The organism is Streptomyces sp. BE303 (genome assembly GCF_036290945.1).
Taxonomy (GTDB): domain Bacteria; phylum Actinomycetota; class Actinomycetes; order Streptomycetales; family Streptomycetaceae; genus Kitasatospora.
The window spans coordinates 1-24,661 of record NZ_JAQYWZ010000709.1; the positions used below are offsets into that span (position 1 = coordinate 1).

The window sequence follows — 24,661 nt, forward strand, 5'->3', positions numbered from 1 at the left end:
CACCAACCCGGACGACTGGGCCCGGATCTCCGGCAAGAAGGGCGAGCGGATCGTCTTCATCCGGACCCTGGTCACCGGGAAGCAGGGTGCCGAGTCCGGCCGCTCGATCGACACTGTCGCCAACACCGGGCAGTACCTGTAACCGATCCGGTCCGGACCGTCGGCGGTCCCGGAACCCGCGCCCCGTCCGGCTGTGGTGCCTCGTGGCCCCGCAGCCGGACGGCGCGTCTCGGGGCCCGCCGGTCGGTGCCGCGTTCTAGGCTCGACCCACCGTTCGCAGGCAGACGGCCGGCGCCGGTGTTGCACAGCGGTACGTCAGCGTGTTCCGCCCGTCGGGGGCGGTACACCGGGCAAGGAGGGCCGCATGACCGTACGGCGCGTGATGGGCATCGAGACCGAGTACGGGATCTCCGTGCCGGGGCACCCCAACGCCAACGCCATGCTCACCTCGTCCCAGATCGTCAACGCGTACGCGGCGGCGATGCACCGGGCACGGCGGGCCCGCTGGGACTTCGAGGAGGAGAATCCGCTGCGCGACGCCAGGGGCTTCGACCTCGCACGGGACGTCGCGGACGCCAGCCAGCTGACCGACGAGGACATCGGCCTCGCCAACATCATCCTCACCAACGGCGCGCGGTTCTACGTGGACCACGCGCACCCCGAGTTCAGCTCGCCCGAGGTGACCAACCCGCGCGACGCCGTGCTCTGGGACAAGGCCGGCGAGCGGATCATGGCAGCCGCCGCACAGCGCGCCCTGGAACTGCCCAACGGGCAGAACATCCACCTGTACAAGAACAACACCGACAACAAGGGCGCCTCCTACGGCACCCACGAGAACTACCTGATGAAGCGGGCGACGCCGTTCGCCGACATCGTCCGCCACCTCACCCCGTTCTTCGTCTCCCGCCAGGTGGTCACCGGCGCCGGCCGGGTGGGGATCGGGCAGGACGGCTCGGCCAACGGCTTCCAGATCAGTCAGCGGGCCGACTACTTCGAGGTCGAGGTCGGCCTGGAGACCACCCTCAAGCGCCCGATCATCAACACCCGCGACGAGCCGCACGCCGATGCCGAGAAGTACCGCCGGCTGCACGTGATCATCGGGGACGCCAACCTCTCCGAGATCTCCACCTACCTCAAGCTCGGCACCACCTCCCTGGTCCTGGCGATGATCGAGGACGCCTTCATCGCCTCCGACCTGGCCGTCGACCAGCCGGTCCGCACCCTGCACCGGGTCTCCCACGACCCCACGCTCAAACACCTGATCACGCTGCGCAGCGGGCGCCGGCTCACCGCCGTCCAGCTCCAGCTGGAGTACTTCGAGCTGGCCCGCAAGTACGTCGAGGACCGTTTCGGCACCGACGCCGACGAGCAGACCGTGGACGTGCTGGCGCGCTGGGAGGACGTGCTGGGGAGGCTGGAGCGCGATCCGATGTCGCTCTCCCGCCAGCTGGACTGGATCGCCAAGCGGGAGATCCTGGAGGGCTACCGCAGCCGGGACGCCCTGGAGTGGGACAGTCCGCGGCTCCAGCTGGTCGACCTCCAGTACAGCGACGTGCGCCCCGAGAAGGGCCTCTACAACCGTCTGGTGGCCCGCGGGCGGTTCGACCGGCTGGTCACCGAGGACGAGGTCACGCGGGCCGTCACCAAGCCGCCGGAGGACACCCGGGCGTACTTCCGCGGGCGGTGCCTCGACCAGTACGCGGAGCACGTCGCGGCCGCCTCCTGGGACTCGGTGATCTTCGACCTGCCGGGGCGGGACTCGCTCCAGCGGGTTCCCACCCTGGAGCCGCTGCGCGGCACCCGGAACCACGTCAAGGAGCTGCTGGACCGCTGCCGCACCGCGGAGGACCTGCTCCGGGTGCTCTCCGGCGGGTAGTTTTCCGATCACCACGGGTGAAATCCCGGCGAATGGGAATCATCCGGGGTGGCAGCGGGTGTTGGACAGGATGCGCCCCGGCAAACCGGAAGCGGGTAGTCGCACCTTGTGTATAGGGTCGGTGCAGCAAGCAACGACCAAACCGTGCCAGACGATCGAGCGGGGTGAGGGAAATGGCGAGCAAGGACACCGACGGCGGCCAGCAGCGGGCGAACCGCTCCTCCGAGGAGGTCGAGGAGCAGGCCGCGGAAACGCAGAATTCCGACGAGCTCAAGGAACGCCAGGAAAAGCTGAGCGACGACGTCGACGCCGTTCTGGACGAAATCGACGAGGTCCTGGAGTCGAACGCCGAGGATTTCGTGCGGCAGTTCGTGCAAAAGGGCGGGCAGTAAGCCCGGCACCCCTCCGCGGGTATTCCGGAATTTCGCGGTTGCGACCGAGAACGGCGGGCGGGCGGCGTGAGCCGTCCGTCCGCCCCGGTCCGGCCCTCCGCCGCACTGGACAGTGATCGTCCGGCGGGTAGGGTGCGGGCAGCGCGCGCTTCAAGCTACCTGGAAGGAATCGTGTGGAAGCCAACACTCGTGGCACCGGGCGTCTACCGGCTGCCTTCCTGACCCCGGGGTCCTCGTCGTTCCTCGACTTCCTCGCCGACCACCAGCCGGAGCTGATCCCGGGCCGGCGCGGCCTGCCCGAAGGCATCGTCCAGGCCCCGCACGGGACGACCATCGTCGCGGCGGTGTTCGACGGCGGCGTGGTCCTCGCGGGTGACCGCCGGGCCACCATGGGCAACGTGATCGCCCAGCGGGACATCGAGAAGGTCTTCCCGGCCGACGAGTACAGCGCGGTCGGCATCGCCGGCACCGCCGGCCTCGCGGTGGAGATGGTCCGGCTGTTCCAGCTGGAGCTGGAGCACTACGAGAAGATCGAGGGCACCGTGCTCTCGCTGGAGGGCAAGGCCAACCGGCTCACCACCATGATCCGGGGCAACCTGGGCATGGCGATGCAGGGTCTGGCCGTCGTCCCGCTCTTCGCCGGCTACGACCTCGACCTCGGCCGCGGCCGGATCTTCAACTACGACGTCACCGGCGGCCGCTCCGAGGAGCGCGGCTTCGCCGCCACCGGTTCCGGCTCGGTCTTCGCCCGCGGTTCGCTGAAGAAGCTCTACCGCGACGACCTCACGGCCGAGCAGGCCTCCACCGCCGTCGTCCAGGCCCTGTACGACGCGGCCGACGACGACTCCGCCACCGGCGGCCCGGACCTCGCCCGCAGGATCTTCCCGATCGTGTCGCTGATCACCGAGGACGGCTTCCGCCGGCTCACCGACGCCGAGGTCTCCGACATCGTCGTCTCCATCACCGACCACCGCCTGGGCCGCCCCAACGGCCCGCAGGCCCCGCTGCTCTAGCCGCGCCACACCTACCAAGGAAGGGACGACCGCCGGTGTCGACACCGTTCTACGTCTCGCCCCAGCAGGCCATGGCGGACCGCGCCGAGTACGCCCGCAAGGGCATCGCGCGCGGTCGCAGCGTGGTCGTGCTCACCTACGCCGACGGCATCGTCTTCGTCGCCGAGAACACCTCCCGGGCGCTCCACAAGGTCTCCGAGATCTACGACAAGATCGCCTTCGCCGCGGTCGGCCGCTACAACGAGTTCGAGAACCTGCGCATCGGCGGCGTCCGCTACGCCGACCTGCGCGGCTACTCCTACGACCGGGCCGACGTCACCGCGCGGGGTCTGGCCAACGTCTACGCCCAGACGCTCGGCACCATCTTCTCCTCGGTCGGCGAGAAGCCCTACGAGGTGGAGCTCATCGTGGCCGAGGTCGGCCGCACCACCGACGAGGACCAGATCTACCGGCTCACCCCGGACGGCTCGGTCGTCGACGAGCAGAACTACGTGGTGGTCGGCGGCAACGCCGACTCCATCGGCAACTACCTGGGCCAGCGCCACCGCACCGGGCTCTCGCTCACCGACGCGGTGAAGGTGGCCGTGGACTCGCTCGCCCGCGACCCCAACGGCGGCAGCCCGCGCACCCTCACCCCCGAGCAGCTGGAGGTGGCGGTGCTGGACCGCCAGCGCTTCCAGCAGCGCAAGTTCAAGCGGATCCTGGGCGGCCAGCTCGCCCGGCTCCTCGACGGCGACGAGTCCGCCGAGACCGACGACGAGGAGAAGCCGGCGGCCACCCCGCCGGCCGCCTCCGACCAGTAGTGCCTGCGGGGTCCCCGCGGCGGCCGGCGAACGACCGGCGCAGGGACCCCGGTGCCCCTGCGGCGGCCCGGACGGCGCCGCGGAGGCGGTTTCGGACAGCTCCCATCAGAGAATGGATGGCCCATGGACCGCCGAATTTTCGGGCTGGAGAACGAGTACGGCGTCACCTGTACGTTCCGCGGGCAGCGCAGGCTGTCCCCGGACGAGGTGGCCCGGTACCTCTTCCGCCGCGTAGTCTCCTGGGGCCGCAGCAGCAACGTGTTCCTGCGCAACGGTGCCCGCCTCTACCTCGACGTCGGATCCCACCCCGAGTACGCCACCCCCGAGTGCGACGACGTCGTCGAGCTGGTGACGCACGACAAGGCGGGCGAGCGCATCCTCGAAGGACTCCTGGTCGACGCCGAGCGGCGGCTGCACGAGGAGGGCATCGCGGGGGACGTCTACCTCTTCAAGAACAACACCGACTCGGCGGGCAACTCCTACGGCTGCCACGAGAACTACCTGGTGGCCCGGCACGGCGAGTTCTCCCGGCTGGCCGACGTGCTGATCCCGTTCCTGGTGACCCGGCAGCTGATCTGCGGCGCCGGCAAGGTGCTGCAGACCCCGCGCGGTGCGGTCTACTGCGTCAGCCAGCGGGCCGAGCACATCTGGGAGGGCGTCAGCTCGGCGACCACCCGCTCCCGTCCGATCATCAACACCCGCGACGAGCCGCACGCCGACGCCGAGCGGTACCGGCGCCTGCACGTCATCGTGGGCGACTCCAACATGTCCGAGACCACCACCCTGCTCAAGGTCGGCTCCACCGACCTGGTGCTCCGGCTGATCGAGGCCGGCGTGGTGATGCGCGACCTCACCCTGGAGAACCCGATCCGGGCGATCCGCGAGGTCAGCCACGACCTCACCGGGACCCACCAGGTCCGGCTGGCCAACGGCCGGGAGGCCAGCGCGCTGGACATCCAGGAGGAGTACTACACGAAGGCGCTGGAGTTCGCCGACCGCAAGGGCATCAACACCGGCACCATCGCGCGCGTCCTGGAGCTGTGGGGCCGCACCCTGGAGGCCGTGAAGACCGAGCGGCTGGACGACGTGGCCACCGAGATCGACTGGATCATGAAGTACAAGCTCATCGAGCGCTACCGCGAGAAGCACCAGATGAGCATGAGCAACCCGCGGGTCGCCCAGATCGACCTCGCCTACCACGACATCCACCGCCGGCGGGGCCTGTTCTACCTGCTCCAGGCCAAGAACCAGGCGCTCCGGGTGACCACCGACCTCAAGACCTTCGAGGCCAAGTCGATCCCGCCGCAGACCACCCGGGCCCGGCTGCGCGGGGACTTCATCCGCCGGGCGCAGGAGCAGCGCCGCGACTTCACCGTCGACTGGGTGCACCTGAAGCTGAACGACCAGGCGCAGCGGACGGTGCTGTGCAAGGACCCGTTCCGGTCGGTCGACGAGCGGGTGGAGAAGCTCATCGCGGGGATGTGAGCGCAGGGGCGGCGAGGTGAACGGGGGCGCCGCCGGGGTGCGGCGTCCCCCGCCGGTGTGATCTTTGCGGCGCCCGGGCCCGGTGGTGTCTACCGGGGCCGGGCACCGGCGGGGAATACGCTGTCCGTCGAGTCCGGAGAGCCGACTTTGACCGACAGTTAGGAACACCGTGCGCCGCACCGCCGGGTTGCTTCTCACCCTGCCCCTGTTGCTGGCGGTGGCCTGCAGCAGCTCCACCCGACCCGCCAGCCCGGCCACGCCCACGGCGTCGCCCAGTGTCGCCCCCACCGTGCCGACCCCGGTGAACGAGGCTTCGCCGATGCCGACGCTGTCCGGCGGCGGGTTCGGGAGCAAGGCCACCATCACCCTCCCCGAGGGCCAGCCGAGCGGCCAGTTCGTGGTGAACACCGTCAGCGAGGGCGACCGGTCGACGGTCAACAAGGGCGACTGGGTCACGGTCAACTACACCGCGAAGGACTGGTCGTCCGGCAAGGACCTGCCCAGCTCGTACGACGCGGGCGGCAAGCCGCAGCTCTACCAGGCCGGCAGCGGGCAGCTGGTGCCCGCCTTCGACCAGAGCGTGATCGGCAAGAAGGTCGGCAGCCGGCTGCTCGTGGTGGCCCCGCCGGCCGCCGCCTTCGGCACCCAGGGCAGCACCCAGCTCGGGGTGGGACCGGGGGACACCGTGGTCTTCGTACTGGACATCATGGAGAGCCTGCCGCCGGACGCCACGCTCTCCGGCACCATGACGCCGCCGCCGGCGACCATGCCGCAGGTCAAGGACAACGGCAAGGCCGCGGTGACGATCACCGTGCCGCCGGGGCAGGCCCCGCCGACCGAGCTCCAGCAGGCGGTGCTGATCAAGGGCGAGGGCAAGCAGGTGAAGGAGGGACAGACCCTGGTGGTGCAGTACACCGGGGTGCTGTGGAGCAACGGCCAGCAGTTCGACTCCTCCTGGAGCCACGGGGGTGCCCAGGCGCTGCAGATCGGCACCGGCAGTGTGATCGAGGGCTGGGACAAGGGCCTGGTGGGCCAGACCGTCGGCAGCCGGGTCGAACTGGTGGTGCCGCCGGCCCTGGGCTACAAGGACCAGGCGCAGGGCGCGGTGCCGCCGAACTCGACGCTGGTCTTCGTGATCGACATCCTGGAGGCCGTGTAGCCTCCGCCGCGGCCTGGGAAAGGCCGCGGCGATTCCGTACGCTTGGGCGGGCGCTCGCACAGGGAAGCGCCCGCCCTCATCCTGACCTGTCATACTGCCCTCGCACTGTGGTAGGCGCCGCCGGCGTCCGGGGTCCGGGCGCGCAGTGCGACAGCACTCCGGCGCCCACCACGCCGGCCGTAGACCTCGAAGACCTCGTGGCGAGATGGATGGGGAGTCATGTCTGAGAAAGCGTCGAGCCCGGGCGGAGCCGGCACCGCGAACGGAAACTCCGCCGGTGACCCGGCAGACTCGCGGCCCGGCGGCCCGCTTCCGGGCGACGGCGAGTCGATCGTCGTACCGCCGTCGATCCTGAAGCAGCAGGCCGGCTGGGCCCAGCCCGGCGATGCCCCGCGGCCGACGGGCGCGACGAAGACCGACGAGACCCCGCAGATCTTCGCGTCGACCGTGCGTCGCCAGGACACCTCCGAGGCCGGGTACGACGAGAACCCGGGGAACGTCGGCAAGCTGGGCGTGATCCTCGGCACCGTGCTGTCCGTGCTGCTGATCGGCAGCGCCGTGACGCTGTACCTGGTGAACAAGGACGACGACTCGTCGGACAGCGCCGCCGCCAAGCCGGACGCCGCCAAGAGCGCCCCGGCCACGCCGACCGCCGACCCGGTCCCGCCGATCAAGGACACCGCCAAGGTGCTGCCGACGGTCACCGGCGATTTCGGCAAGAAGGCCACCATCGAGGTGCCCGCCGACCAGTCGGACGGCAACTTCGTGGTCAAGGTCCTCACCGAGGGCACCGGCCCCAAGGTCGAGAAGAACTCCTGGACCTCGGTCGACTACACCGGCAAGGACTGGAACACCGGCAAGGACATCCCCTCCTCGTACGACGAGAAGGGCAAGCCGCAGATCTTCCAGGCCGGCACCGACGCGCTGATCCCGGCGCTCGACCAGGCCGTGGTCGGCAAGAAGGCCGGCAGCCGGCTGCTGGTGGTGGCCCCGCCGGCCGCCGCCTTCGGGGCGCAGGGCAACCCGAGCATGTCGATCGGGGCGAAGGACAACCTGATCTTCGTCATCGACATCCGCAACAGCAACGCCCCGGACGCCGTGGTCAGCGGCACCGTGACCCCGCCGCCCGCGGACTTCCCGCAGGTCAAGGACAACGGCAAGAAGCCGGCCGACATCACGCCGGTGGCCGGCGCGGCCGACCCGACCGAGCTGAAGTCCCACGTCCTGATCAAGGGCGAGGGCCGCAAGGTCGAGAAGGGCGAGAAGATCCTCGTCCAGTACACCGGCGCGCTGTTCAAGGACGGCAAGGTCTTCGACTCCTCGCTCAGCAAGGGCCAGGCGTTCTCCTTCCCGCTCGGCGGCGGCCAGGTCATCGCCGGTTGGGACCAGGGCCTGGAGGGCCAGACCATCGGCAGCCGCGTCGAGCTGGTCATCCCGGCGTCGCTCGGCTACAAGGACCAGGCCCAGGGCGACATCCCGGCCAACTCCACGCTGGTCTTCGTCGTCGACATTCTCGACGCCGGTCAGGGCTGATCCACTTTCGGGTGACAATGGTGTGCGTGTGACCTTCGGGCCGGGCCGCGTGGCCCGCCCGGACGGGCGGCGGGCGCCCGTACCGTGGTCCGGGAACGGACCGGGGGTGCGGGCGCCCGCCGCTTGGTCATGGACCGAACCAACCGTGAGAAGAGGCACAGTGAGCAAGCCTGAGATCGACTTCCCGGTCGGCGACCCGCCGGCCGAGCTCAAGATCCGCGACATCGTCGTCGGCACCGGCGAGGAGGCCAAGCCCGGCCAGGTCGTCGAGGTCCACTACGTCGGCGTGACCTTCGCGACCGGCGAGGAGTTCGACGCCAGCTGGAACCGCGGCTCGACGTTCAAGTTCCCGCTCGGTGGCGGCCGCGTCATCAAGGGCTGGGACCAGGGCGTCGCCGGCATGAAGGTCGGCGGCCGTCGCGAGCTGGTCATCCCGCCGCACCTGGGCTACGGCAACCAGTCGCCGACCCCGGCCATTCCGGCGGGCTCGACCCTGATCTTCGTGGTCGACCTGATCGGCGTCTGAAACCGGTCGTGACGCAGGGCCGCACCCCGGGAACGGGGTGCGGCCCCACGCGTTTCCGGACTCGGCTTTTGCACTGCGTACCGCTACCGGTACGGTCGGTCCCGCCGGGTCCCACGACGGCCCGGCGGGCACACCCCGCGCGCGGCGCGGCACACCGGAAGGGTCAGCGATGGCGATCGCCAAGGCAGAGCGGCTGATGAATCTCGCCCTGTGCCTGATGAACACCAGACGTCCGCTCTCCAAGAAGGAGCTGCGGGAATCCATCGAGGCGTATCGCGAGGCCTGGCAGAACAGCAGCGAGGAAGCCTTCAACCGGATGTTCGAGCGGGACAAGGACGACCTGCGCGAGCTCGGACTGGTCATCGACGTCGACGAGAACGCCCTCGACGGCGAGCTCGGCTACCTCGCCCGCGCCGACCGCAACCGGCTGCCGGAGATCGCCCTCGACGCCGAGGAGGCCGCCGCGCTCACCCTCGCGGCACGCGTCTGGCAGCAGGCCAAGATGTCCGGTGCCGCCAGCGGCGCGCTGCAGAAGCTCCGCGCGGCCGGCGTCCCGTTCACCGAGACCGAGGGCCGGCCGGCCCTGGAGCCGCGGATCCCGGCCCGGGAGGCCGCGTTCGAGCCGCTGCTCACCGCCGCCCGCGACCGCCGCCCGGTCACCTTCGAGTACCGCAAGGCCGGGGCCGCCGCCGCCGAGCAGCGCAGCGTCGAGCCGTGGGCCCTGGAGTGCTGGCGCGGCCACTGGTACCTGGCGGGCTGGGACCGCGACCGCGAGGACGCCCGGGTCTTCCGGCTCAGCCGGATCACCGGCAAGATCCGCGCCCGCTCCGGCGCCTTCCTGGGCACCGTGCCCGAGCACGTGGACGTCCGGGCCACCGTCGCCAAGTTCGCCGGCGAAGGGGCCACCGCCACGGCCGTGGTGAGGATCCGCCGCGGCGCCGGGTTCCCGCTGCGCACCAAGGCGCTCTCCACCCGGCGGTCCGACGAGGGCTGGGACGAGCTGGAGATCCCGTACGGCAACGGGCTCGGCGCCGACCTGGCGGAGTTCGGGCCGGACGTCCTGGTGGTCGGGCCGGAGGAGCTGCGGGCCGACGTGATCGACCGGCTGCGCGCGGTGGCCGGCACTGTGGTGGAGGGTGTGCGGGCATGAGCAACGCGATCGACCAGACCCGGCGGATGCTCTCGCTGGTCACCTACCTGCGCGAGCGCCCCGGCGCGGAGGTGGCCGAGGTCGCCCGTGCGTTCGGCATCACCGAGCGCGAGCTGATCGGCGACCTCAACGTGCTCCCGATGTGCGGCACCAGCTTCCGCGGCGGCGACCTGCTCGACATCGACACCGACGGCGAGCGGATCTGGTGGCACAACGTCGACGACGTCGCGCAGCCGCTGCGGCTGGCCGCCGACGAGGCGACCGCCCTGCTGGTCGCCGCCCGCGCGGTGGCCGGGCTGCCGGGCCTGCGGGCCGGTGACCGGGAGGCGCTCACCCGGGCCGTCGCCAAGATCGAGAACGCGGCGGGGGAGAACGCCGAGGGCAGCGCCCGGGTCGGCGTCACCTTCGAGGCCGAGAGCCACGTCTTCGCCGACATCGACCGCGCGCTCAGCGAGGGCCGACGGCTCTGGCTGCGCTACTACTCGCACGGGCGCGGTGGCATGACCGAGCGCGAGGTCGACCCGATCCGGCTGCTCACCGAGGGCCACACCTACCTGGAGGCCTGGTGCCGGACCTCCGAGGACCACCGGATGTTCCGGCTCGACCGGGTCGCCGAGATCCGGGTGCTGGACGTCCCCGCCGATCCGCCCAAGCGGGAGCCGCGCGACCTCTCCGGGGGGCTGGTCAACCCCTCGGCCGACGACCCCGAGGTGGTGGTCGAGGTGTCCTCCGGCGGTCGCTGGGTCGCCGAGTACTACACCCACGACCGGGCCGAGGAGCTGCCCGACGGCGGGCTGCGGATCACCCTGCGCAGCGCCGACCCCTCGCAGCTGCGCCCGCTGGCGCTGCGGCTGGGCCGGGACGGGCGGATCGTCTCCCCGCCGGAGCTCGCCGGGCAGGCACGGGCGGCGGCGCTGGAGGCCTTGGCCCACTACGGGGAGGGGCTGGTCTGAGCCGTGGAGCCCGCCGGTACCAGATTCAAGGTCTACTGCTCGGAGTGCCGGGAGAAGGTCGAGCTGCCCGCCGAGCAGTTCCGCCTCACGTTCGGCCGGACCCCGGCCCAGGCGCACTACAGCTTCGGCTGCCCGCTCTGCGGGGCGGCCGTGCGCAAGCCCGCGGGGGAGAAGATCGTCGCGGCGCTGACCGTGGCCGGGGTGCGCACCATGCGGCTGATGCCGGCCGAGGGCTGAGCGGGCGGCGGGGCGGGGCCGAGCGGGGGAGGCGCGGCCCGCGGCGGCGGATAGGGTGGGGCCATGTCCTGGATGCTCGTCGCCGCCGTCCTCGTCGCCACCGCCGGCCTGCTGGTGCTCGGCGTCCTCGCGGTCCGGCTCTGGCTGGACGTGCGGGCGCTGGCCGAGGGAGTGGACACCGCCTCCCGGGCGCTCGCCGAGGCGGCCGGCGACCTCGCGGCCTCGGCGCCGGGACGTCCCTGACCCCGCGCCGTCGCGGATCGGCCCCGGCGCCCTCCCGGCGGCGGTGCCGGCTCCCGTCCGGTCCGTCCGTCCGCTCCGCTCCGCGCCGTCCGCCCGGCCCCGCCCGCGGTCGTCCGACCTCTTCCGGACCGGGCCGACCTGCCGGGATCGGCGGTCGGGGGTGCCGGGGGGCTGCTGTACGGGGGTACCGGCGCGTTACGCTCTCAGCAGGCTCCTGAGTGCGAGGGGGCCGCTGTCCTGTTCGGGCGGCCGTCGTCACGGTGTCATCCGCAGCGGTTACCATCCCCGCAGCGGGCGGCCCGCCGGTGCCGCCGAGACTGAAGGTGGTCGAGCATGCGGATCTCGCCGATCGCGATTCTGGTGGTCGTGGTCCTTGCCATTCTCCTCTTCGGGGCCAAGCGCCTGCCCGACCTGGCGCGTTCGCTCGGCAAGTCGATGCGGATCCTGAAGAGCGAGACCCAGGCGATGCGTTCGGAGGGGGCGGCGGACGCCTCGGCCCCGCCCGCGCCGGCGGTGGCCGACGACGTCGCCGCGAAGACCATCCAGTCCGCGCCGGGGGCGTCCGCGACCTCCCGGCCGGTGAGCGAGCAGCCCTCGGGACGGTCCGCCGGTGCTGCCGCGTCCGACGGCGGCCGGGCGCACTGAACACGTCCCGCCGTGAAGACGCGCACGCGAGGCACGCGACGCACGCGACCACTGGAGGCCCGCCGACCGGCGGGCCTCGACGCACGAGTTGAGGACCGGGGTTGAGCAAGCTCACCAAGGCGCAGAAGGCGCCCAAGGATCCCGAGGGGCGGATGGCCCTCGCCGACCACCTGCGGGAACTGCGGAACCGCGTGGTCAAGTCGGTCCTGGCGATCGTGGTGTTCACGATCGTCGCGCTGATCTACCACAAGCAGATCGAGTCGTTCCTGCTCAAGCCCCTGCCGCAGTGCACCCCCGAGGTCATCCTCGAATCCGAGGGCCGTTGCGCACAGGTCTCCACCATCGGCCTGACCGCGGGCTTCAACTGGATGCTGAAGGTCGCCCTGACGGCGGGTGTGGTCGCCACCGTGCCGGTCTGGCTGTACCAGCTCTGGGCGTTCGTGGCGCCCGGCCTGCACAAGCACGAGCGCAAGTACACGGTCATCTTCATGGTGTGCGGTGCGCCGCTGTTCCTGGCGGGTGTCGGGCTGGCGATCCTGCTGCTGCCGATGACCGTCGAGGTGCTGATCTCGTTCACCCCGAACGACACCACGCCGATCCTGCCGCCCGCGGACTACTTCGACATCGCGACCAGGCTGGTGCTGGTCTTCGGCCTGGCCTTCGAGTTCCCGCTGCTGCTGGTGATGCTCAACCTGGTGGGCGTCGTCACCGGTAAGCGGCTGCTCGGCTGGTGGCGCGGCATGGTGATGGGCATCACCGTCTTCGCGGCCTTCGCCACCCCGAGTGCGGACCCGCTGAGCATGCTGGCGCTGGCCGCGCCGATCTGGGCGCTGTACTTCGTCGCGGTGGGTATCGCGATGATCAACGACCGTCGCCGGGCCCGCCGCAACCCGGACCTGGAGCTGAGCGACGAGGAGGCGTCCCACGTCGACCTCACGGTGGCGCCGGTCTCCGGGGCCGAGGCGATCGAGGCCTCCGGCACGCCGACCGCCTCCGCGTCGGTGCCCGCGGCCCGGCACGAGCAGATGGACGACATCACCTGATCCGACCGGGCCGAGCGTCCCGGAAGCCCCGACCTGCCGCATCGCGGCGGGTCGGGGCTTTTTCGCGGGCGGTCCGCTCCCGGCGCGGCGGGGCGGGCGGTCTTGGCACGATGCATGGCATGTGACATATTACTGCCGTGCCCCACTCCCAGAGACTCCTCCCCGACGTCGTGGTGGTCGGCGCCGGTGTCGTCGGCGCCGCCTGCGCGTACTACGCCGCGTCCGCCGGCCTCGCGGTCGCCGTCGTCGACCGCGGCCCGGTCGCGGGCGGAACCACCGGCGCCGGCGAGGGCAACCTGCTGGTCTCCGACAAGGAGCCCGGTCCCGAGCTCGACCTCGCCCTGTACTCCACCCGGCTCTGGCGCGAGATCGCCGAGGAGCTCGGCACCGCCGTCGAGTACGAGCCCAAGGGCGGGCTCGTGGTCGCCTCCACGCCGGCCCGGCAGGACGCGCTGCGCGCCTTCGCCGCCGAGCAGACCGCCGTGGGCGTCACCTCCGAGGAGATCCCCGGCGAGCGGCTGCGGGAGCTGGAACCGCACCTCGCGCCCGGACTGGCCGGCGGGTTCCTGTACCCGCAGGACGCCCAGGTCCAGCCCGCACTGGCCGCCGCCCACCTGCTGCGGGCCGCCCGGGCGGCCGGCGCCCGGCTGTACACCGGCGAGACCGTCCGGGCGGTGCGTCTGGCGGCCGACGGCACCGTGCGCGGCGTCGAGACCGACCGGCGGCGACTGGACGCGCCCGCGGTGGTCAACGCCGCCGGCACCTGGGGCGGCGAGCTGGCCTCGCTGGCCGGCGTCCACCTCCCGGTGCTGCCCCGGCGCGGCTTCGTGCTGGTGACCGAGCCGCTGCCGCGGATCGTCCGGCGCAAGGTGTACGCCGCCGACTACGTCGCCGACGTGGCCAGCGGATCGGCCGCGCTGCAGACCTCGGCCGTGGTCGAGGGGACCCCGGGCGGGCCGGTGCTGATCGGCGCCAGCCGGGAGCGGGTCGGCTTCGACCGGACGCTCTCGGTGGAGGTGCTCCACCGGCTGGCCGTGCAGGCGGCGGCGCTCTTCCCGGTGCTGGCCGGAGTGAGCGTGATGCGCGCCTACCGGGGGTTCCGTCCGTACCTGCCGGACCACCTGCCCGCGATCGGCGCCGATCCGCGGGTGCCCGGGCTCTACCACGCCTGCGGCCACGAGGGCGCGGGCATCGGGCTGGCCCCGGCCACCGGGCTGCTGATCGCCCAGCAGCTCGTCGGCAAGGCACCCGAACTGGACCTCACGCCGTTCCGCGCCGACCGCTTCCCGGTCGCCGGCGGCCCCTCGTGACCTGCGCGGAGCGCTGACCGCAATCCGCACGGTGCCCGCACGCACCGGGACGACGGCGCTCGCGCGCCCCAGGATGAGCTGAACGGAGAACCCCACCCATGCGCCGTACCCCCGCCGACCTGGTCCGGGCCGAACCCGGGCCCGCGCACACCATCGAGTTCGACGGCCGGTCCGTGCCCGCACTGCCCGGGCAGACGATCGCCGCCGCGCTCTGGGCCGACGGCGTGCTCGCCTGGCGCACCACCCGGGTCGGCGGGAAGCCGCGCGGGGCGTTCTGCGGGATCGGCGTCTGCTACGACTGCCTGGCCACCGTCGACGGGCAGCCCAACCGGCGCACCTGCCTGCTGCCGGCCGAGCCCGGCACCACCGTCACCACCCAGGAGGGCCACGGCCGTGCCGACCTCGCCGTCTGAGTCCGCCGGAGCCGCGGGATCCCCCGCGGGCACCGGACCCGCCGAAGCCGCGCGGGCGCCGTACGACCTCGCGGTGATCGGGGCCGGGCCGGCCGGCCTGGCCGCCGCCGTGACCGCCGCTGACCTCGGGCTGCGCTGCGCCCTGCTCGACGCGGGAGAGCGCACCGGTGGCCAGTACTACCGCCACCCCGCGCCCGGCCTCGGCGCCGCCCGGCCGGACCGGCTGCACCACGGCTGGTCCGTCTACACCGGCCTCGCCGACCGGCTCGACGCCCACCGGGCGGCCGGGCGGGTCGAGCTGCTGGCCGGCCACCAGGTCTGGGCGCTGGAGCGGGCGGGGGACCGGGACTGGCGGCTGCACGCCACCACCGGACCCGCCGCCGACGACCGGGCCACCGTCCGGTCCGCGGCCGTGCTGCTCGCGACCGGCGCCTACGAGCGGCAGCTCCCCTTCCCGGGCTGGACGCTGCCCGGAGTGGTCACCGCCGGTGGTGCGCAGGCCATGCTCAAGGCCGGTCTGGTCCTGCCCGGCCGGCGGATCGTGGTGGCCGGCAGCGGTCCGCTGCTGCTCGCCGCGGCGTCCTCGCTCGTCACCGCCGGGGCCGAGGTGCCCGCGGTGGTCGAGGCCACGAACTACCTCGGCTACGCCCGGCGCCCCGGTGTGCTGGCCGCCGTCCCGGCCAAGCTGGTCGAGGGCGCCGGGCACGGTTCCGCACTGCTGCGGCACGGCGTTCGGCTGCGCCGCAGCAGCGCGGTGGTCGAGGCGCACGGCACCGACCGGGTCACCGCCGTCACGGTGGCCCGGCTGGATGCCGAGTGGCGGCCGGTGCCCGGCACGGAGCGGCGGATCGCGTGCGACGCGCTCGCCGTCGGCCACGGGCTGCTGCCGCAGATCGAGCTGGCCACCGAACTGGGGGCGGCGACCCGGACCACCCCCGACGGGACCGCCGCGCTCACGGTCGACGCCCGGCTGCGGACCACCGTGCCCGGCCTCTGGGCGGCCGGCGAGGCCTGCGGCGTCGGCGGCGCCGACCTCGCGATCGCGGAGGGCGAGCTGGCCGCGCACGCGGTGGCGGACCGTCCGGTGCGCACCGCGCTGCTGCGGCGGCGGACCCGGCTGCGGGCCTTCGCCGAGCTGATGGCCGCCTCCCACCGGCCCGGCCCGGGCTGGACCGGCTGGCTGCGGCCGGACACCGACGTCTGCCGCTGCGAGGAGGTGCCGGCCGGTGTCATCCGGGAGGCGGTGGAGGAGCTGGGCGCGGGAGACGCCCGCACCGTGAAGCTGCTGACCAGGGCCGGGATGGGCTGGTGCCAGGGCCGGATGTGCGGTCCGGCGGTGGCCTGCCTCGCCGGTGCCGGTGGTGGCGCCGGTGCCGGTGCCGGTATCGGCGAGGAGGAAGTGCGGCCGGACAGCCGCCCGTTCTCCTGCCCGGTCCCGCTCGGGCAGCTCGCGGCCGAACCGCACGGGGACGGGCCGCAGGGCTCGGACCTGGACTGAACTCGCCGGTCGGGGACTCTTGTCTCCACCGCGCGATCTCTAGTAAAATGTCACACCTCACCAAGGAGAAGCTGTGTCCCACACCCCGCACGACACCACCCGCCCCTGGCGCGGCATCATGGTCGCCACCACGATCCCGCTGCGCGAGGACCTCTCCGTCGACTACGACGCCTACGCCGACCACGTCCGCTGGCTGATCGAGTCGGGCTGCGACGGCGTCGTCCCCAACGGCTCGCTCGGCGAGTACCAGACCCTGACCGCCGAGGAGCGCGCCCGGGTCGTCGAGGTCGCCGTCGAGGCCGCCGGTGACGGCTCCCGCGTCATGCCCGGTGTGGCCGCCTACGGCAGCGCCGAGTCCCGCCGCTGGGCCGAGCAGGCCGCCGAGGCCGGCGCCGGCTCCGTCCTCCTGCTGCCGCCCAACGCCTACCGGGCCGACCACGACGCCGTCCGGGCGCACTACGCCGAGGTGGCCAAGGCCGGCGTCCCGATCGTGGCCTACAACAACCCGATCGACACCAAGGTCGACCTCGTCCCCGCGCTGCTCGCGCAGCTGCACGGCGAGGGCTCGATCGTCGCGGTCAAGGAGTTCAGCGGCGACGTCCGCCGGGCCTACGAGATCGCCGAGCTGGCCCCGGGCCTCGACCTCCTGATCGGCGCCGACGACGTGCTGCTGGAGCTGGCCCTCGCGGGTGCGGTCGGCTGGATCGCCGGCTACCCGAACGCGCTGCCCGCGGCGAGCGTCGCGCTCTACCGGGCCGCCGTCGCACGCGACCTGGACACCGCGCTGCCGCTCTACACCTCGCTCCACTCGCTGCTGCGCTGGGACTCCAAGACCGAGTTCGTCCAGGCCATCAAGCTCTCCATGGACATCGCCGGCCGCCCCGGCGGTCCGGTCCGCGCCCCCCGCGGGCCGCTGACCCCGGAGGTCGAGGCGGCCGTCCGTGCGGCCACCGAGAAGGCCCTGGCCGAGGGCCACGCGTAACCGCCGCTCCGAACGTCCGGTGTCCGGGACGGCCGGCTGCGGGGGCAGCCGGCCTCCGGCCCCACCATTCACCCCCACCCCCACGGAGCTCCGCCAGATGCGCACCCGCCACGTCTTCCACGCCGTCGACTCGCACACCGAGGGCATGCCCACCCGGGTCGTCACCGGCGGGTTCGGCGTCATCCCCGGTGCCACCATGGCCGAACGCCGGGTCCACTTCCAGCAGCACCTCGACCACTTCCGCACCCTGCTGATGTACGAGCCGCGCGGCCACGCCGCGATGAGCGGCGCCGTCCTCCAGCCGCCGACCCGGCCCGACGCCGACTTCGGGGTGCTCTACATCGAGGTCTCCGGCCTGCTGCCGATGTGCGGGCACGGCACCATCGGCGTCGCCACCGTGCTGGTCGAGACCGGGATGGTGCCGGTGGTCGAGCCGGTCACGACCGTCCGGCTGGACACCCCGGCCGGCCTGGTGATCGCCGACGTCGCGGTCGAGGACGGCGCGGCCACCTCGGTCACCATCCGCAACGTGGCGTCCTACTCCGTGGCGCTGGACCGCACGATCGAGGTGCCCGGGTACGGCACCGTCGGCTACGACCTCGCGTACGGGGGCAACTTCTACGCCATCCTGCCGCTCGCCGAGTTCGGGATCCCCTTCGAACGCGAGCGCAAGCAGGACATCCTGGACGCCGGCCTGGCGCTGATGGAGGCGATCAACGGGAGCCCGGACCGGCCGGTGCACCCGGAGGACCCGTCCATCCACAGCTGCCACCACGTCCAGCTGCTCGCCCCCGGCTCCACCGCCGAGCACTCCCGGCACGCCATGGCCATCCACCCCGGCTGGTTCGACCGCTCGCCCTGCGGCACCGGCACCTCGGCCCGGATGGCGCAGCTGCACGCGCGCGGAGAGCTGCCGCTCGGCCGGGACTTCCGCAACGACTCCTTCATCGGGACGACCTTCACCGGGCGCCTGGTCGAGGAGACCGAGGTGGCCGGACGGCCCGCGGTCGTCCCCACCGTCACCGGGCGGGCCTGGATCACCGGCACCGCCCAGTACTTCCTCGACCCCAGCGACCCGTTCCCGGCCGGCTTCCTGCTCTGAAGCCCGCCGCCTCACCCGCCGACCCCCCTGAAGGGCTTGTTGCCGTGACGATCCGTTCGTACAACCCCGCCGACCCCGCGGACCTCGTCGCCGAGGCGCCCGCCCCCGGTGCCGAGGCCGTCGAGGCCACCGTCGCCCGCGCCCGTGCCGCGCAGCCCGGTTGGGTCGCGGCCGGCGCCGGCGGTCGCTCGGCCGCGCTCACCCGGATCGCCGAGGTGGTCGAGGCGCACGCCGAGGAGCTGGCCGCGCTGATCGTGCGCGAGGTCGGCAAGCCGGCGGCCGAGGCACGTGGCGAGGTGGCCCGCACCGCCGCGATCTGGCGGTACTACGCGCAGGCGCCGTACGCGGCGTCCGGCGCCGTGCACGAGACCGCCGCCGGGCCCGGGCTGCTGCTCACCCGCCGCCGCCCGTACGGCGTGGCCGGGCTGATCACGCCGTGGAACTTCCCGCTGGCGATCCCCACCTGGAAGGCCGCACCGGCGCTGGCCGTCGGCAACACCGTGGTGCTCAAGCCGTCCTCGGAGGCGATCGGCTGCGCGAAGCGCCTCGCCGAGCTGGTCGCCGAGGCCGGGCTGCCGGACGACGTCTTCACCGTGCTGCCCGGCGGCGGGGCCGAGGGCGGGACGCTGGTCGGCGCCGCGGACGTGGTCTCGTTCACCGGCTCCACCGGGGTCGGCAAGCAGGTCGTCCGGACCGCCACCGAGCGGGGCACCCCGGTCCAGGCCGAGCTCGGCGGGCTGAACGCCGCGCTGGTCCTGCCGGACGCCGACTTCGAGCAGGCCGCCGCCCACCTGGCCGCGGCGATCGCCGGGTACGCCGGGCAGAAGTGCACCGCCACCAGCCGGGTGATCGCCGTCGGCGAAGCCTACGAGCCGCTGCGCGCCGCGCTGGTCAAGGCGCTGGCGCAGGTCGACGAGACGGCCTGCGGGCCGGTCATCAACGCCGCCTCGCGCGACCAGATCACCGAGGCCCTCGCCTCCGCCCGGGAGGCCGGCGCCGAGGTGCTGGCCGGCGGCGGCGTCCCGGACCGGGCCGGCTGGTACCTGGACCCGACCCTGGTCGCCGGGGTGCCGGACGGGCACCCGCTGCGGCGCGAGGAGTTCTTCGGCCCGATCGCCGTGCTGCACGCCGCGGCCGACCTGGACGAGGCGGTCGCGCTCGCCAACGACACCCCGTACACGCTGGCCGCCTCGGTGCACACCCGCAGCCTGGACGTCGCGCTCGCCGTCGCCGACCGGCTGGACGCGGGCATGATCCGGGTCAACGCGCCGTCCAGCGGCGTCGACTTCCACCTGCCGTTCGGCGGCGCCAAGGGCGCCAGCCACGGTGCGCGGGAGCAGGGCGAGGCCGCGCTCGACTTCTACACCCAGGGCCGCACGGTCACCCTGCTGCCGGCGGGCGGTGCCTGATGCGGGTCGATCACGTCGACACGGTCGACTACCACACGGCCGGCGAGCCGTTCCGGATCGTGGTCGGTGGCGCCCCGGTCGTCCCCGGGGACACCGTCGCCGAGCGGCGGGCGATCGCGATCGGCGCGGGCGGCACCGCCACCTCGCCCCGGCCCGGCCCGCTGGACGAGGTGCGCCGGTTGCTCACCCGCGAACCGCGCGGGCACGCCGGGATGTACGGCGGGTTCCTGGTGCCGCCGGACGACGACGAGGCCGACCTCGGCGTGCTCTTCTGGCACAAGGACGGCTACTCGACCGCCTGCGGTCACGGCACCATCGCGCTCGGCGCCTGGGCGGTGGACTCCGGGCTCGTCCCGGCGCCGGAGTTCGGCGTCGCCCGGGTGCGGATCGACGTCCCGTCCGGCCGCGTCACCGCGCTGGTCCACCGGAGCGGCGGGCGCACCACCGGGGTGACCTTCCGCAACGTCCCGGCCTGGGTCGGCGACCTCAAGGTCCCGGTCGCGACCTCGCGCGGGACCGTCGAGGTGGCCGTCGCGCACGCCGGGGCCTGCTACGCCTCGGTGCCGGCCGCCGCCCTGGGGCTCTCGGTCAGCCTCGACCGGCTGCCCGAGCTCACCGCGGCCGGGCGGGAGATCCAGGCCGCGCTGGCCGACGAACCCGCGGTCCAGCACCCGGTGGACCGCCGGCTGTCGGGCGTCTACGGCGTCATCCTGTACGACGAACTCCCCTCCGCCGACGGCGGGTTGAACCAGCGGAACGTCACCGTCTTCGCGGACGGGCAGATCGACCGCTCGCCGTGCGGCTCCGGCACCTCGGCCCGGCTCGCCGTGCTCGCCGCCGAAGGCAGGCTCCTGCCCGGGCAGGAGCTGCGGCACGAGTCGATCGTCGGAACGGTCTTCGGCGGCCGGGTCCTGGCCGGCGGCGACCCGTGGGGCGACGGGGTGGTCACCGAGGTGACGGGCCACGCCTACCGCACGGGGGAGCACCGGTTCCTGCTCGACCCCCGGGACGAGCTCGGCGTGGGGTTCCTGCTGTGACGGGCGAGCTCCGGGGCGGCCTCGGGCCGGTCGGCGCGGACGCCCCGCCGCCCGCCGCGCCGGTCGGTGAGGTCGGCCCGGCCGGTCAGGCCGGTCAGGCCGGTCAGGTCGGTCAGGTCGGTGAGGTCGGTGAGGTCGGGCAGGGCGCCGTCGGGCTGACCCCGGCCGAGGCCGTCGCCGCGATCGAGCAGGTGCTCCTCGACGGGCTGGACCCGGAGGCCGGGCCCGCCCGCTCGGCGATGCCGGTGCCGGCCGGCGAACTGCTGCTGATGCCGGCCGCCTCCGCCGCGTACACCGGGGTCAAGATCGCGGGAGTCGCGCCCGCCAACCCGGCGGCCGGGCTGCCCCGGATCACCGGCAGCTACCTGCTGCTCGACGGTCCCACCCTGCAGCCCGTCGCCCTGCTCGACGGCGCCGCGCTCACCGCGCTGCGCACGCCGGCCGTCACCGCGGCCGCGCTGCGCCGGCTGGCCGCGCCGGACGCCGCGCACCTGGTCCTCTTCGGGGCCGGCCCGCAGGCGTACGGGCACCTGGACGCGCTGCTCGGCGTCCTGCCGCTGACCCGGGTGACGGTGGTCGCCCGCAGCGAGCGGCCGGCCGAGGCGCTGGCCCGGTACGCCCGGGCGCGCGGCCTGGCCGCGGCCCTCGGCACGCCGGCCGACGTGGCCGACGCCGACGTGGTGGTCTGCTGCACCACGGCGCGCACGCCGCTGTTCGACGGCTCGCTGGTGCCGGACCGCGCGGCGGTGGCGGCGGTCGGCTCGCACGAGGTGGACGCCCGCGAGGTGGACGAGCTCCTGGTCGGCCGGTCCGCGCTGTACGTGGAGGCGCGGTCCGCCGCGCTCCGGGAGGCCGGCGACCTGCTGATGGCGGGCGTCACTGCCGCCGACGAGCTGTGGAACCTGGCCGAGCTGGTGCGCGGCGAGGCGCCGGTGCCGGCGGACCGCCCGCGCTTCTTCAAGAGCGTGGGGATGGCCTGGCAGGACCTTGCCGTGGCGGCGGAGGTGCATCGGCGCGGTCTGCGCTGATCTTCCGCCGGGGTGCCCGGGCCGACGGCCCGGGGCCCGGAGGTCCGGCACGTCGAGTGCGCCCGGTGCGGCCGGCGCGCTCGGCGTGCCGGGCGTCAAGTCCGTTTCCTCGGAAACTGATTGGTCGTTGGAGGAGTGGGCCGGAGCTGCGGCCGACGCACCGGGAGGGATCCCCGGTCGCGTCGGCCGCTTTTGTGTGTCCGGCCGGTCGGCGGTGCGGTGCCTGAGCGGTGGGGTGCCCGGGCGGTGGGGTGCCCGGGCCGTGCGGTGCGTGGCCGGCGGGGTGCCCGGGTGTCGGGGGGCCGGGGGCGTCCTACCGGTAGGTGGCGATCAGGCGGGCCAGGTGGCGGCCGGTGAGGTGGAGCGGTTCCTCGCTGCGGGCCACCTGGGCGGCCAGCTCCGCACCCTCCAGGGTGTTGATGACGGTGGCGGCGAGTTCACGGGCGTCGGTGAGGCCGATCCCGGAGGTGTGCAGCTTCTCCTCGACGATCGCGCGCCAGCGCGCGAACGCCTCGACGACGGCCTCCTCGATGACCGGGGCCCGGCCGACCGTCTCCAGGGCGGTGGTGGTGATGGGGCAGCCGTCCTGCCACCCGGAGTCGCGCAGCGCGTCGGCGAGCAGGCGCGTGCACGCGATGACCGCCTCGGCAGGGTCGGCCGCGCTGTCCAGTCCGGTGCGGAGCAGCTCGGCGAACTCCTGGTCGCCGTGGCGGATCGCCTCGGCGGCCAGCTCCTGCTTGCCGCCGGGGAAGAAGTGGTAGACGGAGCCGAGGGTGGCCTCCGCCTCGCGGGAGATCTGTTTGATGCCGGTGCCCTCGTACCCCTGGCGCTGGAGCAGCCGGGAGGTGGCCCGGACGATCCGCTCGCGGGTGCCGGTGGTGGTCGTCTTCACGACGGCGAGTCTAGCCGGTCGAATGGATAGAGCGTTCGTTCCAGGGCCGTGCTGGCTTCCTCCTGGATAGAGCGTTCGTTCTAGCGAACCCTTCGGAGGGGATTCCCATGTCTGCCGCCCAGCCCGCCCGATACGCCCAGTACGCCGAGGGGGCGGCGAGGTCCGTCACCCTGATCGGTCTCGGCCCGATGGGCCGCGCGATGGCCGCCGCCTACCTGGACGCCGGATACGCCGTCACCGTGTGGAACCGGACCGCGGGCCGGGCCGGGGGGCTGGTCGCCCGGGGCGCCGTCCTCGCGCCGGGGGCGGCCGAGGCGGTGGCCGCCAACGACCTGGTGGTCCTGAGCCTCACCGACTACGACGCGGTGTTCGACGTGTTGACCGCCGCCGAGTCGGAGCTGCGCGGCAAGGTCGTCGTCAACCTCAGCTCGGACACCCCCGAGCGCGCCCGGGAGGCCGCCCGCTGGCTCGCCGAACGCGGCGCCGCCCACCTGACCGGTGGCGTCCGGGTGCCGCCGTCCGGCATCGGCCGGCCGGAGTCGGACACGTTCTACAGCGGGCCGGTCGAGCCCTTCCGGGAGCACCGGCCCGCCCTGGAGGTGCTCACCGGCGCCGACTACCGGGGCGACGACCCCGGGCTGGCCCAGCTGTACTACCAGATCCAGATGGACCTCTTCTGGACCTCGCTGGCCGGCTACCTGCACGCCACCGCCGTCGCGGAGGCCAACGGCATCTCGGCCGAGGAGTTCCTCCCCTACGCCGCCTCGACGGCCGCCTCGATGCCCGGATTCCTGTCCTTCTACGCGCCCCGGATCACCGCCGGGCACCACGGGGGTGACGTCGACCGGCTCGTCATGGCCGCCGCCAGCCTCGATCACGTCCTGCACACCGTGGAGGCGTCGGGGGTGGACGGCGCGCTGCCCCGGCTGCTGGCGGACACCTTCCGGCGCGGCGTCGAGGCCGGGCACGGCGGGTCCAGTGCGACCAGCCTGATCGGGCAGTTCAGGGGGGAGGGCGCGACGGAGGCGGGGGGAGTGGCGGCCGGGGAGTGACGCGGGTCCGGGGCCGCCGACCGTTGCCACCGGTCGGCGGCCCTGCCACGATGGGGTCCGGCGCAAGATCCGACCGCTGACGGGATCTCCGAATCGCGGACTGTTGCACACTCAACGTAACGTGACATTGTACGCTGGTGTTCTGCACCCACCCGGAGGAACACCATGGCCGACCTCAAACCCCGCACCCTGATCTCCGTCCAGGAGCGGCTGCGCGACCAGGTCGCCCACGCGCTCCGCGCCGCCCTGATCTCCGGTGAACTGCGCCCCGGCGTGGTCTACTCCGCGCCCGCGCTCGCCGCCGACTTCGGCGTCTCCGCCACCCCCGTCCGCGAGGCCATGCTGGACCTCGCCCGCGAGGGCCTGGTCGAGGCCGTCCGCAACAAGGGCTTCCGGGTCACCGAGCTGACCGAGCGCGACCTCGACGACTTCACCGAGATCCGCGCCCTGATCGAGGTCCCGACGGTCGGCCGGGTCACCCGCTCCGCCACCGCCGAACAGTTGGAGGCGCTGCGCCCGCAGGCCGAGGCCATCGTCGTCGCGGCCGGCAAGCACGACCTGATCGGCTACCTGGAGGCCGACCGCCAGTTCCACCTCGACCTGCTCGGGCTGGCCGGCAACGCCCGCCTGGTGGAGGTCGTCGGCGACCTGCGCAAGCGCTCCCGCCTCTACGGCCTCAACCGGCTCGCCGAGCGCGGCGAGCTGGTCTCCTCGGCGGAGGAGCACCTGGCGCTGCTCGACCTGATGATCTCCGGTGACGCCGACGCCGCCGAGGCCTGCATGTCCCGTCACCTCAGCCACGTCCGCTCGCTGTGGGCGGAGGGCCAGGAGGAGGCCGCGGAGGAGGCCCGCCCGGCGCTGCGCCTCCGCGCGCGGTAGG

Annotated in this window: 25 protein-coding genes and 1 pseudogene; 25 read left to right on the forward strand and 1 reads right to left on the reverse strand. The window is 73.5% G+C overall.

Annotated elements, in window-relative coordinates; genetic code table 11:
- The first annotated feature begins 364 nt into the window (after positions 1 to 364).
- From dop to PUR56_RS18570, 23 genes and pseudogenes are all read left to right on the forward strand, one after another.
- Positions 365 to 1,876, forward strand: a complete 1,512-nt coding sequence (dop, locus tag PUR56_RS18460) for a depupylase/deamidase Dop (RefSeq protein WP_329949752.1) — start codon at positions 365 to 367, stop codon at positions 1,874 to 1,876.
- 173 nt (positions 1,877 to 2,049) lie between these two features.
- A complete protein-coding gene (locus PUR56_RS18465) occupies positions 2,050 to 2,268 on the forward strand; it encodes a ubiquitin-like protein Pup (RefSeq protein ID WP_329874959.1) in 219 nt (72 codons plus the stop codon).
- A 144-nt stretch (positions 2,269 to 2,412) separates the two neighbouring features.
- A pseudogene (locus PUR56_RS18470) lies at positions 2,413 to 2,490 on the forward strand (endonuclease VII domain-containing protein); the annotation flags it as partial.
- Positions 2,487 to 3,281 carry a proteasome subunit beta gene (prcB, locus tag PUR56_RS18475; RefSeq protein ID WP_329875040.1) on the forward strand — a complete coding sequence of 265 codons (795 nt, stop codon included), beginning with the start codon at positions 2,487 to 2,489 and terminating at the stop codon, positions 3,279 to 3,281. The pseudogene PUR56_RS18470 and the gene prcB, both read left to right, overlap by 4 nt.
- 35 nt (positions 3,282 to 3,316) lie before the next feature.
- Entirely contained in the window at positions 3,317 to 4,084 is a 768-nt protein-coding gene (gene prcA, locus PUR56_RS18480; protein WP_329874961.1) for a proteasome subunit alpha, read from the forward strand.
- A gap of 123 nt (positions 4,085 to 4,207) precedes the next feature.
- A complete protein-coding gene (gene pafA, locus PUR56_RS18485; protein WP_329874963.1) occupies positions 4,208 to 5,569 on the forward strand; it encodes a Pup--protein ligase in 1,362 nt (453 codons plus the stop codon).
- Between the two features lie 169 nt (positions 5,570 to 5,738).
- The gene (locus PUR56_RS18490; RefSeq protein WP_329874965.1) at positions 5,739 to 6,728 is read left to right on the forward strand and encodes an FKBP-type peptidyl-prolyl cis-trans isomerase; all 990 of its coding nucleotides are present in this window, start codon (positions 5,739 to 5,741) and stop codon (positions 6,726 to 6,728) included.
- A gap of 219 nt (positions 6,729 to 6,947) precedes the next feature.
- A complete protein-coding gene (locus tag PUR56_RS18495; RefSeq protein WP_329874967.1) occupies positions 6,948 to 8,261 on the forward strand; it encodes an FKBP-type peptidyl-prolyl cis-trans isomerase in 1,314 nt (437 codons plus the stop codon).
- Positions 8,262 to 8,406: 145 nt separating this feature from the next.
- A complete protein-coding gene (locus PUR56_RS18500; RefSeq protein WP_329874968.1) occupies positions 8,407 to 8,787 on the forward strand; it encodes an FKBP-type peptidyl-prolyl cis-trans isomerase in 381 nt (126 codons plus the stop codon).
- A 169-nt stretch (positions 8,788 to 8,956) separates the two neighbouring features.
- Positions 8,957 to 9,937, forward strand: coding sequence for a helix-turn-helix transcriptional regulator (locus PUR56_RS18505; RefSeq protein WP_329949753.1), 981 nt, complete (start codon positions 8,957 to 8,959; stop codon positions 9,935 to 9,937).
- Positions 9,934 to 10,890, forward strand: coding sequence for a helix-turn-helix transcriptional regulator (locus tag PUR56_RS18510; RefSeq protein WP_329949754.1), 957 nt, complete (start codon positions 9,934 to 9,936; stop codon positions 10,888 to 10,890). Before PUR56_RS18505 ends, PUR56_RS18510 begins: the two co-directional genes overlap by 4 nt.
- 3 nt (positions 10,891 to 10,893) lie before the next feature.
- Positions 10,894 to 11,127 (forward strand): hypothetical protein, encoded by a 234-nt coding sequence (locus tag PUR56_RS18515; protein ID WP_329874972.1) that lies wholly within the window; start codon positions 10,894 to 10,896, stop codon positions 11,125 to 11,127.
- A gap of 63 nt (positions 11,128 to 11,190) precedes the next feature.
- Positions 11,191 to 11,370 carry a hypothetical protein gene (locus PUR56_RS18520; RefSeq protein WP_329949755.1) on the forward strand — a complete coding sequence of 60 codons (180 nt, stop codon included), beginning with the start codon at positions 11,191 to 11,193 and terminating at the stop codon, positions 11,368 to 11,370.
- A 333-nt stretch (positions 11,371 to 11,703) separates the two neighbouring features.
- Positions 11,704 to 12,015, forward strand: coding sequence for a Sec-independent protein translocase subunit TatA (gene tatA / locus PUR56_RS18525; RefSeq protein WP_329874977.1), 312 nt, complete (start codon positions 11,704 to 11,706; stop codon positions 12,013 to 12,015).
- 152 nt (positions 12,016 to 12,167) lie between these two features.
- A complete protein-coding gene (gene tatC, locus PUR56_RS18530; RefSeq protein WP_443034528.1) occupies positions 12,168 to 13,058 on the forward strand; it encodes a twin-arginine translocase subunit TatC in 891 nt (296 codons plus the stop codon).
- A gap of 137 nt (positions 13,059 to 13,195) precedes the next feature.
- Positions 13,196 to 14,368 (forward strand): NAD(P)/FAD-dependent oxidoreductase, encoded by a 1,173-nt coding sequence (locus PUR56_RS18535; RefSeq protein WP_329949756.1) that lies wholly within the window; start codon positions 13,196 to 13,198, stop codon positions 14,366 to 14,368.
- 98 nt (positions 14,369 to 14,466) lie between these two features.
- Entirely contained in the window at positions 14,467 to 14,781 is a 315-nt protein-coding gene (locus PUR56_RS18540; protein WP_329874983.1) for a (2Fe-2S)-binding protein, read from the forward strand.
- On the forward strand, positions 14,762 to 16,279 hold the full coding sequence (locus PUR56_RS18545; protein WP_380358794.1) for an FAD/NAD(P)-dependent oxidoreductase: 1,518 nt from the start codon (positions 14,762 to 14,764) through the stop codon (positions 16,277 to 16,279). Before PUR56_RS18540 ends, PUR56_RS18545 begins: the two co-directional genes overlap by 20 nt.
- A 118-nt stretch (positions 16,280 to 16,397) precedes the next feature.
- The gene (locus tag PUR56_RS18550; protein WP_380358807.1) at positions 16,398 to 17,261 is read left to right on the forward strand and encodes a dihydrodipicolinate synthase family protein; all 864 of its coding nucleotides are present in this window, start codon (positions 16,398 to 16,400) and stop codon (positions 17,259 to 17,261) included.
- A 97-nt stretch (positions 17,262 to 17,358) separates the two neighbouring features.
- Complete coding sequence (locus PUR56_RS18555) at positions 17,359 to 18,363, forward strand: proline racemase family protein (RefSeq protein ID WP_329874987.1); 1,005 nt, start codon at positions 17,359 to 17,361, stop codon at positions 18,361 to 18,363.
- A gap of 44 nt (positions 18,364 to 18,407) precedes the next feature.
- A complete protein-coding gene (locus PUR56_RS18560; RefSeq protein WP_329949757.1) occupies positions 18,408 to 19,772 on the forward strand; it encodes an aldehyde dehydrogenase family protein in 1,365 nt (454 codons plus the stop codon).
- Complete coding sequence (locus tag PUR56_RS18565) at positions 19,772 to 20,809, forward strand: proline racemase family protein (RefSeq protein ID WP_329949758.1); 1,038 nt, start codon at positions 19,772 to 19,774, stop codon at positions 20,807 to 20,809. The genes PUR56_RS18560 and PUR56_RS18565 overlap by 1 nt, the downstream gene beginning before the upstream one ends.
- On the forward strand, positions 20,806 to 21,837 hold the full coding sequence (locus tag PUR56_RS18570) for an ornithine cyclodeaminase family protein (RefSeq protein WP_443034526.1): 1,032 nt from the start codon (positions 20,806 to 20,808) through the stop codon (positions 21,835 to 21,837). The genes PUR56_RS18565 and PUR56_RS18570 overlap by 4 nt, the downstream gene beginning before the upstream one ends.
- Positions 21,838 to 22,150: 313 nt before the next feature.
- Here PUR56_RS18570 and PUR56_RS18575 read toward each other — a convergent pair whose 3' ends face one another.
- Positions 22,151 to 22,729, reverse strand: a complete 579-nt coding sequence (locus PUR56_RS18575) for a TetR/AcrR family transcriptional regulator (RefSeq protein WP_329949759.1) — start codon at positions 22,727 to 22,729, stop codon at positions 22,151 to 22,153.
- A 107-nt stretch (positions 22,730 to 22,836) separates the two neighbouring features.
- Here PUR56_RS18575 and PUR56_RS18580 point away from each other — a divergent pair, with 107 nt between their 5' ends.
- Together PUR56_RS18580 and PUR56_RS18585 are read left to right on the forward strand one after the other, a co-directional pair.
- Positions 22,837 to 23,781, forward strand: a complete 945-nt coding sequence (locus PUR56_RS18580) for an NAD(P)-dependent oxidoreductase (protein WP_329949760.1) — start codon at positions 22,837 to 22,839, stop codon at positions 23,779 to 23,781.
- Positions 23,782 to 23,946: 165 nt separating this feature from the next.
- On the forward strand, positions 23,947 to 24,660 hold the full coding sequence (locus PUR56_RS18585) for a GntR family transcriptional regulator (protein WP_329874995.1): 714 nt from the start codon (positions 23,947 to 23,949) through the stop codon (positions 24,658 to 24,660).
- Position 24,661: the final 1 nt, after the last annotated feature.